Source organism: Methylobacterium sp. J-070 (genome assembly GCF_022829385.1).
Classification (GTDB): domain Bacteria; phylum Pseudomonadota; class Alphaproteobacteria; order Rhizobiales; family Beijerinckiaceae; genus Methylobacterium.
In genome coordinates this window covers 71,609-86,095 of the sequence record NZ_JAKSXX010000246.1, presented here as the reverse complement: position 1 = coordinate 86,095, position 14,487 = coordinate 71,609, and the positions used below count along the sequence as shown (strand labels likewise).

Annotated in this window: 13 protein-coding genes; 7 read left to right on the top strand and 6 right to left on the bottom strand. The window is 71.7% G+C overall.

The genetic code is table 11. From position 1 onward, the window contains the following. Positions 1-58 precede the first annotated feature (58 nt). From lnt to MKL01_RS28735, 3 genes are all read left to right on the top strand, one after another. On the top strand, positions 59-1,705 hold the full coding sequence (gene lnt, locus MKL01_RS28745; RefSeq protein ID WP_409566370.1) for an apolipoprotein N-acyltransferase: 1,647 nt from the start codon (positions 59-61) through the stop codon (positions 1,703-1,705). After that, a complete protein-coding gene (locus MKL01_RS28740; RefSeq protein WP_243908595.1) occupies positions 1,702-2,898 on the top strand; it encodes an MFS transporter in 1,197 nt (398 codons plus the stop codon). The genes lnt and MKL01_RS28740 overlap by 4 nt, the downstream gene beginning before the upstream one ends. 356 nt (positions 2,899-3,254) lie before the next feature. Further along, positions 3,255-3,830 (top strand): BA14K family protein, encoded by a 576-nt coding sequence (locus tag MKL01_RS28735; RefSeq protein WP_243908594.1) that lies wholly within the window; start codon positions 3,255-3,257, stop codon positions 3,828-3,830. A 126-nt stretch (positions 3,831-3,956) separates the two neighbouring features. Here MKL01_RS28735 and MKL01_RS28730 read toward each other — a convergent pair whose 3' ends face one another. Beyond that, positions 3,957-5,546, bottom strand: a complete 1,590-nt coding sequence (locus MKL01_RS28730; protein ID WP_243908593.1) for a catalase — start codon at positions 5,544-5,546, stop codon at positions 3,957-3,959. A 137-nt stretch (positions 5,547-5,683) separates the two neighbouring features. Here MKL01_RS28730 and MKL01_RS28725 point away from each other — a divergent pair, with 137 nt between their 5' ends. The 3 genes from MKL01_RS28725 to MKL01_RS28715 all read left to right on the top strand — a co-directional run bounded on the left by MKL01_RS28725 (position 5,684) and on the right by MKL01_RS28715 (position 8,476). Continuing rightward, complete coding sequence (locus tag MKL01_RS28725; RefSeq protein WP_243908592.1) at positions 5,684-6,619, top strand: LysR substrate-binding domain-containing protein; 936 nt, start codon at positions 5,684-5,686, stop codon at positions 6,617-6,619. A 457-nt stretch (positions 6,620-7,076) separates the two neighbouring features. Further along, positions 7,077-8,132, top strand: coding sequence for an AbrB family transcriptional regulator (locus MKL01_RS28720; RefSeq protein ID WP_243908591.1), 1,056 nt, complete (start codon positions 7,077-7,079; stop codon positions 8,130-8,132). Beyond that, on the top strand, positions 8,129-8,476 hold the full coding sequence (locus tag MKL01_RS28715) for a diacylglycerol kinase (protein ID WP_243908590.1): 348 nt from the start codon (positions 8,129-8,131) through the stop codon (positions 8,474-8,476). Before MKL01_RS28720 ends, MKL01_RS28715 begins: the two co-directional genes overlap by 4 nt. Before the next feature lie 14 nt (positions 8,477-8,490). On the opposite strand, the gene MKL01_RS28710 is transcribed toward MKL01_RS28715, so the two are convergent. Then, a complete protein-coding gene (locus tag MKL01_RS28710; RefSeq protein ID WP_243908589.1) occupies positions 8,491-8,856 on the bottom strand; it encodes a DUF5615 family PIN-like protein in 366 nt (121 codons plus the stop codon). Further along, the gene (locus tag MKL01_RS28705) at positions 8,837-9,403 is read right to left on the bottom strand and encodes a DUF433 domain-containing protein (protein ID WP_243908588.1); all 567 of its coding nucleotides are present in this window, start codon (positions 9,401-9,403) and stop codon (positions 8,837-8,839) included. The genes MKL01_RS28710 and MKL01_RS28705 overlap by 20 nt, the downstream gene beginning before the upstream one ends. A 151-nt stretch (positions 9,404-9,554) precedes the next feature. On the opposite strand from MKL01_RS28705, the gene ilvA reads away from it, so the two are divergent. After that, positions 9,555-11,189, top strand: a complete 1,635-nt coding sequence (gene ilvA / locus MKL01_RS28700; protein ID WP_279604944.1) for a threonine ammonia-lyase, biosynthetic — start codon at positions 9,555-9,557, stop codon at positions 11,187-11,189. Between the two features lie 12 nt (positions 11,190-11,201). On the opposite strand, the gene MKL01_RS28695 is transcribed toward ilvA, so the two are convergent. From MKL01_RS28695 to MKL01_RS28685, 3 genes are all read right to left on the bottom strand, one after another. Then, positions 11,202-11,861 carry an MgtC/SapB family protein gene (locus tag MKL01_RS28695; RefSeq protein WP_243908586.1) on the bottom strand — a complete coding sequence of 220 codons (660 nt, stop codon included), beginning with the start codon at positions 11,859-11,861 and terminating at the stop codon, positions 11,202-11,204. Positions 11,862-11,943: 82 nt separating this feature from the next. After that, a complete protein-coding gene (locus MKL01_RS28690; protein WP_243908585.1) occupies positions 11,944-12,873 on the bottom strand; it encodes an EcsC family protein in 930 nt (309 codons plus the stop codon). A gap of 25 nt (positions 12,874-12,898) precedes the next feature. Beyond that, positions 12,899-14,284, bottom strand: coding sequence for an AmpG family muropeptide MFS transporter (locus MKL01_RS28685; protein WP_243908584.1), 1,386 nt, complete (start codon positions 14,282-14,284; stop codon positions 12,899-12,901). Positions 14,285-14,487: the final 203 nt, after the last annotated feature.

Here is a 14,487-nt window from a genome sequence, read left to right as displayed (position 1 = left end):
CGGTGTGACGTTCCCATCAGGCGCCCACGCCCGGTCGTCCGCGGTATCGGACGCGCCCATGAGCCACCCGTCGGGCGACGCGCGCCGGGATCGCGCGCCCGCGCCGCGCGCCGTCCGGGCGATCATGCGCCAGACCGGCTGGCGACGGCTCGGACTGGCGTGGCTCGCCGGGGCGCTCGGCGCTCTGGCGATGCCGCCCTACGGGCTGCTGCCCGCTCTGGCCGTGTCCCTGACCGTGGCGGTCTGGCTTCAGGACGGGGCCGTCGCGGATCGGCCCCCGATGCGGCGGGCCTGGCTCGGCTTCCTGATCGGCTGGGCCTGGGGCTTCGGCTATCTCACCGCCGGCCTCTGGTGGCTCGGGCAGGCCTTCCTGGTGGAGGCCGACGAGTTTCTCTGGGCCCTGCCCCTGGGCGTCGTCGGCCTGCCCTTCGCGCTGGGTCTGTTCTACGGGGCGGGCTTCGGCGTCGCCGGCGCGCTCTGGAGCCGCGGGCCGGCACGGATCGCCGCCCTGGCCTTGGGGCTCGGCGCCGCGGAGTGGCTGCGCGGGCACCTGTTCACGGGCTTCCCCTGGGACACCCTCGGGATGGCGCTCGCCCAGAACCTCTGGCTGATGCAGGGCGGCGCGATCGTCGGCCTCTACGGACTCACCGTCCTGGCCGTGCTGATCTGCGCCGCTCCGGCGACGCTCGCCGCGGGAGGCCATTCCGGCAGCCGCCTCGGGCCGAGCGTGGCCGCCGGCCTCCTGCTCGTGGGCATGGCCCTGTACGGCGCCGCCCGCCTCGGACCGCCCGATCCGGTGGTCCCGGGCGTGCGGCTGCGCCTCGTCCAGCCGAACCTGCCGCAGGACGCCAAGTTCCGGCCCGAGAACCGGGCCGACATCGTCGACCGTTACATCGAGCTGAGCCAGCGTCCGGTGGCGGCCGGGGAGCCCGAGCCGACCCATATCGTCTGGCCGGAATCCGCCTTCCCGTTCCTGATCCAGCGGGACCCCGACGCCCTGTCCAAGGTGGCGGCCGGCCTGAAGCCCGGGCAGCACCTCATCACCGGAGCGGCCCGCGCCGAGGAGCCCCTGCCCGGGGAGCGCCTGCGCTACTTCAACGCCGTGATGGTGATCGGGCCGGACGGCACGATCTCCGACAGCTACGACAAGGTCCACCTCGTCCCGTTCGGCGAATACCTGCCGGCGCCCCTCGACGCCGCCCTGCGGGCCCTGGGCCTGCGCCAGTTCGTGGCGATCCCGGGCGGCTTCTCGGCCGGGACGCTGGCGACGCAGCGGATCCTGACGGTGCCGGGTCTGCCTCCGGTGGCGGCGACGATCTGCTACGAGGCGATCTTCCCGCACGCGATCCTGCCGGCGGCCGCCGTCTCGGTCCCGCGGCCGGCCGGGCTGATCCTGAACGTCACCAACGACGCCTGGTTCGGCGACACCCCCGGCCCGCGCCAGCATCTGGCCCAGGCCCGCCTGCGCGCCGTCGAGGAGGGGCTGCCCCTGGTCCGCGACGCCAATACCGGGATCTCCGCGGTGATCGACCCGCACGGCCGCATCGTCGCCCGGACCGCCCTCGACCAGGAGACCTGGCTCGACGCCGACCTGCCCGCGCGCCTCGTCGGCGGCACGCTCTACGGCCAGCTCGGCGACGCGGCCTTCGCGCTGATGCTCGCCGCATGCCTCGGCGGCGTCGCGATCGCCCGGCGGCACGGGTGAACCCGGACCGCACCGTCCCGAGCCGGATGCTGCTCGGTCTCGCGCTGATGCTGGTCGCGTTCAACCTGCGCCCGGCGCTCAGCACGGTCGGGCCCCTGCTGGCGACCATCCGGGATTCGACCGGCCTCGGGGCGGGCGGGGCCGCGATCCTCACGACCCTGCCGGTCCTGTGCCTCGGGATCGCCTGCGCGCTGGCCGCGCCGCTGATCCGGCGGATCGGGCCCGATCTCGCGGTCCTCGCCGGCTCCACGATCCTGGCGGCCGGCCTGGCGCTGCGCGGCCTGGGCGGTCTCGTCCCGCTCTTTGCCGGGACGGCGCTGGCCGCCATCGGGATCGGACTCGACAACGTCCTCCTCCCGGCCCTGGTCAAGCGCGACTTTTCCGGACGCGGCGGCCTGATGACCGGGCTCTACACCATGACCCTGTGCCTGGGGGCAGCCGCCGGCGCCGGCGCGGCCGTCCCGGTGGAGCACGCGCTCGGGGGCGGCTGGCCCACGGCCCTGGCGATCTGGGCCCTGCCGGCGCTCACCGCGGCCTTCGTGTGGATCCCGTTCGCCCGCAGGACCGTGACGACGGCGGCCCCCTCCGCCGGGCGGCTGCTCCGCAATCCGCTGGCCTGGTGGGTCACCGGGTTCATGGGGCTGCAATCGTCGCTCGCCTACATCCTGTTCGGCTGGCTGCCGCTGCTGCTGCAGGGGCGCGGTCTCACGCCGCTGGATGCGGGCCTCTACGCCTCGCTCACGACCTTGGTTCAGGCGCCCGGCGCCTTGCTGATCGCCATGCTGGCTGCCCGCGCCCGCGACCAGCGGGCCTGGATCGTCGCGATCCCGGGGCTGACCGCCGCCGCCTTCCTGGTCGTCGCCTTCGGGGCGGATTGGCTGCGCGTCCCGGCAGCCTGTGCGCTCGGCTTCGGGGTCGGCGGCTGCTTCGGGCTCGGCCTGACGCTCATCGTGCTCCGCGCGGCCGATGCGGCGAGTGCCGCCGGGCTCTCGGCCATGGCGCAGGGCATCGGCTACACCGGAGCCTGCCTGGGTCCGCTGGTCTTCGGCCTCGCCCACGAGGCGACGGGGGGCTGGGGTTTGGCCGGCGCGCTGTTCGTCGGCATCGCGCTGACCGCCATCCTGATCGGGCAGGCCGCCGGCCGCGACTGCAAGGTCGATGCGGCGGAGGCCGCCCCTCGGAGCCGAACCTGACGCGACCGAGGACGCCGATCCGGATCCGGTCTTCCTGACGACGGCCCGAGTCTGCGGTCACCGGGCAGCTCTCCGGCGAGACCGAGTTTTGCGACCGGCGCGCTTCCGGGCGGTCGCCGGCACGCCGCCGCAGGTGCAAAGACGGTGACGGCAATCGAGGCGGCAATGCGCCTCGATGAGGGACGGACCGCAGCGGCTTCGCCGGTGGAGCCGGAGGCCCGGGCCGATTCTCCGTGCCCCGCGCGGGCCGCACGGCCGCCGGTGCCTGGAGGGCCGCAGCCGCGCGAAGCCGCATGTTGCCGAAACGCTCTTGACCGGCCCGGAAACCGGCGCACGATTACTCGGAGTATTGCGCCGTGCCCGCCGTCAGTCGGGACCGGCGCTGGCGTCGGGTCGAGGATATGGCACGCAACGAATGGTCGAGGCTCCGGCTGGCGTCAGCCGCGCTGCTCGCCCTCGCTCTGACAGTTCCGGACGCGGAGGCCCGGGGGTTCGGGGGCGGCTTCCACGGTGGCCCGGGCGGGCGCGTCGGTGCCTGGGGGAGGCCGCTGGGGCCGGTCCGGCCGGGTGGCGTCACCGGTGGGAGCGCTCGCCGTCCCGGTCTCGCCGTCGGGCCTCCCGGTTTCGGTCGCCCTTGGCATGGCCACCGCTGGGGCTACGGCTACAACTACGCCTACGGGCTCGGCGGCCTCTGGCTTGGGCTCGGCCTCGGAAGCCTGTTCGGCGATCCCTGGTATGGCGATCCCTGGTATGGCGACGAGATCTACGCACCGCCGATCCCCGTTCCGCCGGCCGAGGTTGTGGTCGAGACCGACGGAGGCGCCGTCGAACGATCCACCGTCGTCGCGGCCTGCGCGCGACGGTTCAAGACCTACGATCCGACTACGCAGACCTATGTCGGCAAAGGCCACGTCCGGCGGCACTGTCCCTGAGCACGCTTGGCGCATTTTGCCGGAAGCCGGCGGCCCCGTTCGGGCATACTGAAACGAAAAGGCCCCGCGGGTTTCCACCCGCGGGGCCTGTCGTCGATACGGTCCGGTCCCTGCGTGGGGAGTAGCCTACTCCGCGGCGACCCGGTGGGCCTGCGAACCATCCGTGTAGGTCTCGGAATGGAGTCGCTTGCCCGGGGCCGCCCGGCCCGGCAGCGGCGGCAGGGCCTTGGCCTTCTCCAGATCGATCCCGGCGCCCTCGGCGACGCGGCGGCCGTAATCCTCGTCCGCATGCCAGAAATGCCAGACCATCCGCAGCTGGATCGGCTCCGGACACTGCTTCATGTCGGCCACGAGGTTGGCGATCAAATCCTCGCGCTCCCAATCCTGGAACGAGCGGTACCGGACGCCGGCCTGCGTGTAGTCGTCCTCGGTGCGCGAGGTCTGGTAGCGGCCGAGATTGCCCTGGACCGGCTGGTGGTAGTCCTTGGCGGGCTTAGGCGCCTCCTGCAGGCCCTCGGCCAGGGTCGAGGGCTCGTAGTTGATGTGCTTGTTCGGCCCGGTCCCGTCGACCCCGTAGGTCATCTGGCCGTCCCGCTGGTTCGAGTAGACCTTCACGCCGGGCTGCGGCGCGTTGATCGGCAACTGCAGGTAATTGGCGCCGACGCGGTAGCGCTGCGTATCCGAGTAGGACAGCGTCCGGCCCTGGAGCATCTTGTCGTCCGAGAAGTCGATCCCGTCGACCAGCACGCCGGTCCCGAAGGCCGACTGCTCGACCTCGGCGAAGAAGTTGTCAGGCACGCGGTCCAGCACCATGCGGCCACAGGGCCGCAGCGGGAACTGGTCCACCGGCCACAGCTTCGTGTCGTCCAGCGGGTCGAACGACAGGTGGTCGTTCGGGCCGTCCGGCATGATCTGCACGGCGAATTCCCACTCGGGGAAGTTTCCGGCCTTGATGTTGTCGTACAGGTCGCGGGTGGCGTGGCCCACGTCCTTGCCCTGGATCTCCGAGGCCTGCTGCGAGGTCAGGTTCCGGACGCCCTGCTTGGGAATCCAGTGGAACTTGCAGAGCACCGCCTCGCCCTGGTCGTTGACCAGCTTGTAGGTGTTGACGCCCGAACCCTCCATCTCGCGATAGTTCGCCGGGATGCCCCAGGGCGACTTCAGGTGCGTCACCATGTGGATCGACTCGGGGTGCTGGGCCACGAAGTCGAAGAAGCGCCACGCCTCCTGCCGGTTGGTCACCGGATCGGGCTTGAACGCGTGGATCATGTCGGGGAACTTGATCGCGTCGCGGATGAAGAAGACCTTGAGGTTGTTGCCCACGAGGTCCCAGTTGCCGTCGACGGTCTTGAACTTCACCGCGAAGCCGCGCGGGTCGCGCTCGGTCTCCGGGCTCTCCTTGGCGCCGGCCACGGTGGAGAAACGGACGAACATCGGGGTCTTGACCCCGGTCTCGTTCAGCACCCGGGCGCGGGTGTACTTGGAAGCCGGCTCGTCGCCGATCCTGCCGTAGGCCTCGAACCAGCCGTGCGCCCCGGCGCCGCGGGCGTGGACGACGCGCTCCGGGATCCGCTCCCGGTCGAAGTGGGTGATCTTCTCGATGAACTGATAGTTCTCGAGCGTCGCCGGCCCCCGCTCACCGACCGTGCGGGTGCTCTGGTTGTCGCGGACCGGATGGCCCTGGCGTGTGGTCAGGATCGGGCGTTGATCGCTCATGCGTATCGTCTCTCCGTTCTGCGAAAGCGCCGGGTGGGACAAGGAGGCCGACCTGGAACCGTTCTGGTGAAGGGTTATGACCCCGGCATGCCCCTTAAGCAAATGCATCGTCGCAAAGGATGTGATAGACGGGGCCTATGAATCTCGCCGGGCTGTCGCTGCGCGACCTCGAATACGTCGTCGCGATCGCCGACGAGGGCCATTTCGGGCGGGCCGCCGAACGCTGCAACGTCAGCCAGCCGACGCTGAGCGTGCAGACCCGCAAGCTGGAGACCGCCCTCGGCCTGACCTTGTTCGAGCGCTCCAAACGCCGGGTGCTGCTCACCGAGGCGGGCCAGGCGATCGTGCGGCAGGCCCGGGTCGTTCTGGCCGAGGCGCACCGCCTGCTGGCGCTCGCCAGCGAGGGGCGCGGCTCGCCGCTCGCCGGGCGCCTGGTCCTGGCGGCGATCCAGACGCTGGGCCCCTACTTCTTCCCGCTGGTGCTGCGGCCGCTGCGCGAGGAATACCCCCTTCTGACGCTCTCCCTGTCGGAAACCCGGACCGCCGAGATCGTGCAGGGCCTGCGCGACGGGCGCATCGATGCGGCGCTGGTTTCGCTGCCGGTGCCGCAGTTCGGGCTCACCGTGTCGCCGCTCTTCATCGAACCCTTCTGGCTCGCCTGCCCGGCCGAGCATGTCCTGGCCCGCGGCGGCGCGCTGTCGGCGACCGAGATCGCCGGGCCGGACCTCCTGCTCCTCGACGAGGGCAACTGCCTGCGCGACCAGGCCATCGCCGCCTGCGGCGCGGGCGCCTCGGTCGGGCGCCACGCCACGAGCCTGGAGACGCTGCGCTCGATGGTGGCGGCGGGGGCCGGCTACACCCTGCTCCCGGCCCTCGCCGTGCCCTCCGGCCCCGATCCCAGCGGTCTCATCGTGACCCGGGCCTTCGACGTCGATGGCCCGGGCCGGACCATCGCGCTGGTCTGGCGGGCGAGCGATCCCCGGGCGAACGGGCTGGCGAAGCTCGCCGCCTTCTTCCGGGCGCATGCCCCGCCGGGCACGGCGGCCTGCCGGGACGCGTATGCGCCGGTCTAGAGCCGGTACCGAGCGAGTTGGAACGGTCTGGACGATTGGCGTCCCCGGCCGAGACAAACACGGCGTATCCCCGCTCCCGTGCAGGAGCGGAAATACGCGCCGCGTTCAGCACGGCCATGGACCCTGTTCCAGCCTTCGCGGGACCGCTCCGAATCGCCGGCGCGCCCGCTCCACGGCCTACCGGCCGAGCTCCCGCGTCCCGCTGGGCGGCGGCTGATGGACCGCGCTCAAGCCTTGTTGAACCGGACATGCGCGTACCGGCATCGCCCGGGTGCGGCCGGTCCGGCCGAACCGAGCCGCGCAGCGAGGCAGGCGAGGCTGAGGGGCGCCGATCCGCAAGCCCTGACTGGCGCGCGGGTCCACCGTGCCGAAACTCTGCCGTGACAGAGCCAATATTGCAGTGTAGCGCGCGACTGTCGCCCGGCGGTTCCCGCGGGCACCCGCTCTCCCGGTCGCCTTGCCCCCTCCCCGCATCCTCGGCCTCTGGGCCGCCCTCATCGCCGCGTCCGCAGTCGTCTCGTACGGACTGACCCGCGCGCAGTTTCCGGCCGCGCTGCTGCTCGGGCCGATGATCGCCGCCATCGCCTTCGGGGTCGGCGGCTCGCGCCTCCGCGTCCCGCGCGCCGCCTTCCAGGCCTCGCAGGCGGCGATCGGCTGCCTGGTGGCGCACGCCGTCACCGGGCAGATCGCCCAGACGCTGCTTGAGGACGGACCGCTCATCGTGGCGGTGGTGATGGTCACCGTGGCGGTGAGCGGCCTCGTCGGCTGGATCCTGACCCGGCTCCGGGTGCTCCCCGGGACCACCGCGGCCTGGGGCTCCTCCCCCGGGGGGGCCTCCGCGATGGTCGCCATGGCGGAGGATTTCGGTGCGGATCCGCGCCTCGTCGCATTCATGCAGTACGTGCGCGTCGCCGCCGTCGTGTTCTCGGCGTCCCTCGCCGCGCGATTCCTCATGGAGGCGCCGGTTCCGGGCGCCGCGGCGGGCGCCGGAGAGGTGAGCGGCCCGTTCGCGCTGCTGGCGACGCTGGCGGTCGCCGTCGTCGGCGCCGGCGCGGCCCTGGCACTGCGGGTGCCGGCCGGTGCGCAGATCGGACCGATGGTGCTCGGCAGCCTGCTCCACGCCACCGGGCTCGTGCGCATGGCGCTGCCGGTGCCGCTCCTCGAACTCGCCTATGCCTGCATCGGGGTCTACGTGGGCCTGCGTTTCACCCGCGAGACCCTGCGCATGACGGTCACGGCGCTCCCCGGCATCCTGGTGGCGACCTTCTCGGTGATCGGGCTCTGCGCCGCCTGGGGCTGGGGCCTGACCCTGCTGCTGCCGATCGACCTCCTGACGGCGGTCCTCGCGACCAGTCCCGGCGGCCTCGACTCGGTGGCGATCATCGCGGTCGGCTCGAAAGCGGACGTCTCCTTCGTGCTGGCGGTCCAGACGCTGCGCCTGTTCGTGGTGCTGCTCACCGGCCCGCTGCTCGCCAAGTGGATCAGCCGGTCCGTGCCGGAGGCGGCCCGGTGAACGCCCTGGTCCTCGCCTTCCTCAATTCCTGGCGCGGCCTGCGCCACGGGGCGCGCACCGAGCGGGCCGTGCGGCAGGAGCTGGCGCTCCTGATCCTCGGCGTGCCGGTCGCCCTCATCCTGGGCGCGACCCTGTGGGTGCGGATCGCCCTGATGGTGAGCCTGCTGCTGATGCTGGCCGCCGAGTTCCTGAACACCGCCGTCGAGAAGCTCTGCGACCACGTCCATCCGGACCACAACCCGATGATCGGCACCGTGAAGGACCTCGCCTCCGCGGGCACGTTCATGGCGCAGATGGCAGCGCTGCTCGTGTGGGCTGCGGCGTTGGTCGAGCGGCTTGGCTGACGAACGGTCGGCGCTCAGCGCGATCCGGCATGACGGATCCGGCCTGCTGGATCGATCCGAATGACGCTGCCCGGTGCGCGAAGCGCTTCGTCGGCAGCCAGAACGGCTCGGCGAAAAAGACTTGCGGTCGCCGTCGGCGGCACCGACGGCAACAGGATCAAGCCGGGATGCTCGGGAACGCGCTTGGCGAGCCGGAGAAAATCGCCGGCGTTCACCGTCACGATGATTCCGCCGACCTGACAGGCGAAGGCGAAGATCGCGTCATCGCTCGCCTGTCGGCCCAGACCGGCAATCTCAAGGGTGCGCTGTGCGGTATGCCCGCGCGCTTCCGCGACGGCGAGGAGCGATTTCGGGCAGCATTCATCGAGGAGCAGGTACAACGCGACGCGCCTTCCGGGGCGGCCGTCCCGAACGCGGGCTGACCTGATCGTACAGGATCGCGGCTTCCACCTGTTGGGGCGAGAGGTCGAATTCCTGGCCCAATTCAGCGGTCGACGCACCTTGCCGAGCCATCTCGGCCACGTGGCGCGCCGGGATGCGCGTGCCCCTCAGGACGGGTTCGCCCCCGAGGATGTCCAAACGCTCCTCGATGGCCTCGCCACGAAGGCGGTCGAGCATCCGCAGCCTGTCGGCTATGTCGGCCTCGACGGCATCCAGCCCGATCGTCAGATGGCCGATCCGCGCCGTCCGCTGCTTCGCGGCGTGAGCGGCCGCAATGGTATCGCGCAGGCGCTGGCGGAGCACGCGTCCGAGATGCGTGCGCAGGTCGCGTATGGCGGCGAGATATAGCAGGTCCGTCCTGCCGATCCTGCGCGTCGGCCGTCCGCGCGATGCCACGATCCCCGAGTCGATCTCGTCGTTCACGCCACGGACGCTGTGTCCGGTGACGAAGGCCGCTTCCGGTACCGTGAGCGTATGGTCTGCCATAAATGGCCAAAAAGGATCCGCGGACGCGGATGAATTTAAGCGGCCCGCGGGGCCCGCGCAATCCTGCCCTGCTCTCGAGCCAGGGCCGGCGCTTCCGAGACGATCCTTCCGTAGCCGATCGCTCTGTCGCCGCCTCATTCTGCCGACCGGAATGCCGCGCGGCGCCCGCCTCGTCACACGCCCATCGCCGCTCGCATCTCGCGGCGCGAGCGGCTATCTCCCGGGTCCCTACGCCCCGCGCCCACGTCCCGAACAGATGACCGACTACATCCGCAAGATCCTCACCGCCCGCGTCTACGACGTGGCGATCGAGAGCCCCCTCGATCCGATGCCGCGGATGACGCAGCGACTCGGCCGCCCCGTGCTGCTGAAGCGTGAGGATCTGCAGCCGGTCTTCTCGTTCAAATTGCGCGGCGCCTACAACAAGATGTCGGGCCTCAGCGCCGAACAGATCGCCCGCGGCGTGGTCTGCGCCTCGGCGGGCAACCACGCGCAGGGCGTCGCGCTGGCCGCCGCCAGGCTCGGCGCCCGGGCGGTGATCGTGATGCCGCGCACCACCCCGTCCATCAAGGTCGATGCCTGCCGGGCGCGCGGCGCGGAGGTCATCCTGCACGGCGACGCCTTCGACGAGGCGCTCGCCCAGGCGAAGGCCCTCGAGGCCGAGCAGGGCCTGACCTTCCTGCATCCCTTCGACGACCCGGACGTGATCGCCGGCCAGGGGACGATCGGCAAGGAGATCCTGGAGCAGCATACCGGGCCGATCGAGGCGATCTTCGTGCCGGTGGGCGGCGGCGGGCTGGCCGCCGGCATCGCCACCTTCGTGAAGTACCTGCGGCCCGGCACCAAGGTGATCGGCGTTGAGCCCGAGGACGCCGCCTGCATGGCCGCGGCGCTGGCCGCCGGGACCCGGGTGAGCCTGCCGTCGGTCGGCCTGTTCGCCGACGGCGTCGCCGTGCGTCAGGCCGGCGAGGAGACCTTCCGGCTCTGCCGCGAACACCTCGACGAGGTCATCACCGTCGACACCGACGCCATGTGCGCCGCCGTCAAGGACATCTTCGACGACACGCGGGCCGTGTCGGAACCCTCCGGCGCCCTGAGCCTTGCGGGTGCCAAGCTCTATGCCGAGCGCGAGGGCGGCGACGGGACGCTCGTCGCGATCTCGTCGGGGGCGAACCTGAACTTCGACCGCCTGCGCCATATCGCCGAGCGGGCGGAGATCGGCGAGCAGCGGGAGGTCCTGATCGGCGTGACGATCCCGGAGCGCCCCGGCGCCTACCGGGCCTTCATCAACGCCCTCGGGCCGCGGGCCATCACCGAGTTCAACTACCGCCATGCGCCCGGCGCCGAGGCGCAGATCTTCGTCGGCATCAACCTCACCGACGGCAAGCGCGAGAAGCAGGCGCTGATCGGCGCCCTGCGCGAGGCCGGCTACCGTGTCCTCGACATGAGCGACAACGAGATGGCCAAGGTCCATGTCCGCTACATGGTCGGCGGCCGGGCCGTCGGGGTGGCGCACGAACGGCTGTTCCGCTTCCAGTTCCCGGAGCGGCCCGGTGCGCTGATGAAGTTCCTCGACGCCCTCGGCCCGGACTTCGACATCACGCTGTTCCACTACCGCAACCACGGTGCCGATTACGGCCGCGTGCTCGCCGGCATCGCGGTGCCCCCGGGCGAGCGCGCCCGGTTCGACGCCGTCATCGAGGCGCTCGGCTACCCGGTCACGGACGAGACCGAGAACCCGGCCTACCGCCTGTTCCTCGACGGCGAGGGTCGCGGGGCGGCTTGAGCCGACCGCCGCTCAATCGTCGACCTCCTCCACCGCGACGATGTCGGGCTGCGCCCGAAGCTTGGCGGCGATCGCCGTGACGCTCGCCTGCGAGAGGCGCACGAAGGTGACGGTGACCTCGTCGAGGTCCGGATCCGCGCTCGGGCGGACCGTGAAGGTCCGGACCCGCGAGGCGTGCCCGCCGATGGCGGCCTGCAGGGTGTCGATCGACAGCGCGTCCCGGCGCACCGTGAGTTGCAGGGTCCGGGCCTGCATCCGCGCGCGCCACCGCTCCTCGAACGGCTTCACCCCGGCCAGGATGCCGATGATGAGCGCCGTCGTGGCGAGCGCCGGCACGTAGAGCCCGCTCCCGATCGCGAGCCCGATCGCCGCCACGCCCCAGAGGCTCGCCGCCGTGGTGAGGCCCTTCACCACCTCGCCGCGCAGCAGGATCGTGCCCGCACCCAGGAAGCCGATGCCGGAGACCACCTGAGCGGCGATCCGCGAGGGGTCGAGCACCACGTGGTCCGTGCCGAGCACGTCGGCGAAGCCGTAGGCCGAGACCAGCATGATCAGGCACGAGCCGACGCAGACCAGCATGTGCGTCCGCAGGCCCGCCGCCCAGAGCAGGCGCTCGCGCTCGAGCCCGATCACGCTGCCGAAGAGGGCCGCCAGCGCCAAGCGGGCCACCATCTCGCCGTTTCCGATCAGGAGTACCTCCCTGCATCCGCGCCGTGGGGTCGGTCGCGGTCCTCGCGGGTTCCGAGCCGGTCGATCACGCGATCCCGAGGGCCGCCTTCTCGACCTCGTAGGCGGCCCGCACCGCCGCGGCGCCGTAGGTCCGTTCGAGGCGCCGCACGGTGAAGTGGGCCCGGGCGGTGCCCTGAAAATGGTTCATGAAGGCGGTGTTGACCGCCGCCCCCCCGAAGGCGCCGAGGATCGGCACGGCCTGCGCGGCGACCTTCTGCGAGACGACGACGCCGAAGCGCGCCGCGATCTGCGCGGTGAAACGGATGAGCGCCGGAGCGGACTGGTCGAGGAGCGTCTTGCTGCCGGCGTAGCGCGCCGCCTCCGCCAGCGTCTTGGCCAGGGCGGCACGGACCGCGAAGTAGCCGCTCTCGGTCAGGACGGACCCGGTCTCCGCCGCAGTGGCACGGCCACCGAGGGCGAAGACCTGGACGCAAGCCAGCGCCCCTTCGGGCGTCTCCAGATCCTCACCCTCCTCCCGGGCGATCTCGGCGATCGAGCGCAGCATCAGCGTCGTGGAGACCGGGAGCTCGACCGCCAGCGTCGCGAGGCCGAAGGCGCCCCCGACCGCGCCCGAGAGCGCCGCAAGGGCCTTGTGCTTGGTGTCGCCGGAGCCGAGCAGGCGGGCGAGCCGGCCCTCGGCCTTCGCCGGCCCGAGCCCGTCGCCCTCGACCGGAGCCACGTCCGTGCGCGGCAGCGTCGCCAGGGCGACGCGCATCGCGCCCCGCATGGCGGCCTCCGTGCTGCGGCCGACCGCCTCGGTGACCGGCGCCGGCAGCGAGCGGCCGATGAGATCGAGGGGGGCGCCGGCCGCCGCGGAGAGGCGCGCCGCGAGGCTCGGCCGCTCGAGGACCTGGACGGCCCGTCGCAGGGCGGCCAGATCGGCGTCGCTCAGGACCGTCTCCGGACTGGTCGCCGGCAGCGTCTCGTCGGCGCGGGTGAGGTCGCTCGTGCTCATCCGATGATCCCTGGTTCTGTCCCGCTCACGCGGCCCCGGGGGCTCGCGCCGTGGAAGGAAGCTCGTGCCCCGGGATGCGGTTCCCCGCCTCGCCGGCCTCGCGCGACGGCGCCGCGACCGCGGGCTGGCCGCTCCGGCGCCCGACGGCGAGGCAGAGCGCGAGCACCGGGAGACCCACCAGCGAGGTCATCACGAAGAAGGCCGGGTATCCGATCGCCGCGACCACGAAGCCGGATGAGCCCGCGACGAGCTTGCCCGGCAGCGCGTAGAGGGAGGAGAACAGCGCATATTGCGTGGCCGCGTAGGCGATGCTGGTCAGGCTCGACATGTAGGCGATCAGCACGATCCCCGCGAAGGAGCCGCAGAAGTTCTCGACCGAGATGGCCACCGTCAGGCGCCAGATCTCCGGCGGCCCGGCGGACAGCCACGCGAAGGCGAGGTGCGAGGATGCGGCCAGGAAGGCGCCGAGCAGCAGCGTCGGAAACAGCCCGAGCCGCGCCAGGGCCCAGCCTCCGGCGAAGCCGCCCGCGATGCCGACCCAGATGCCGTAAAGCTTGGTGACGGTGGCGATCTGCGTCAGGTCGAAGCCGAGGGTCCGGTAGAGCGGGCTCGCCATCACCCCCGACAGGAAGTCGGGCAGGCGGTACAGGGCCACGAGCAGCAGGATGCCCCATATCGCGCTGCCGAAGCGTCCATGCAGCTCGGTCAGGGGTTCGAGCACGGCGCGGCGCATCGACCAGAACCGCGAGCGGCCGGGGCTCTCCGTCTGGACCGTCCGCGGCCTGTCGAAGGCCGGGGCCAGCAGCGCGGCGATCATCCCGACCAGCATCAGCGCGGCCATGATCAGGTAGGCCAGCGTCCACCCGCCCGCCGAGGCGATGAAGAGCGCGCCGGCGCCCGCGGAGATCAGGCCCAGGCGGTAGCCGAGGTTGGAGGTCGCCGCCAGGATGCCCTGGAAATCGCTGCCGGCCGCATCGATCCGCCAGCCGTCGATCACAACGTCCTGGCTGGCCGCGCAGAACGCCACAAGGAACGCCCCGAGGCCCAGGAGCGCCAGATGGGACTTGGGATCGGAGAACGCCATCAGGACGAGGCACAGGGCGACCGCGGCCTGCGTAGTCACCATCCAGGCCCGGCGGCGACCGAGCCGGGCGCTCAGGACCGGCACGTTCAGGCGGTCGATGGCCGGAGCCCAGAGGAATTTCAGCGAGTAGGGCAGCGCCACGTAGCTGAACAGCCCGATGGCGCGCACGTCGATGTCCGAGAAGGCCAGCCGCAGCGTGAAGGTCCCGAGGACCAGGAGCAGCGGCAGGCCCGAGGAGAACCCGAGGGCGAGCATCAGCACGATCCGCCGGTCCTCCACGATATCGCGGAGGCGGAAGCGGTGCACAGCCTGTGGCGGGTTGCCCATGGCATGGAACTCCTGAGCCTTCGTGGCCTTGATCCCGCGAAATCGTGGCAGCCTTACGCCGCGCGGCTTTCCGCTGGATTGTGATGCTTTTTGCCCCAATTTTGATCGATCCTCGCTTAACGCCGGGTCCGCCGCGGGCGGATCGCGGCGCGGCGACGGTGCCGCCGAGGCGGCGCAAATCGCCTTCCGTAGATGGACGAATG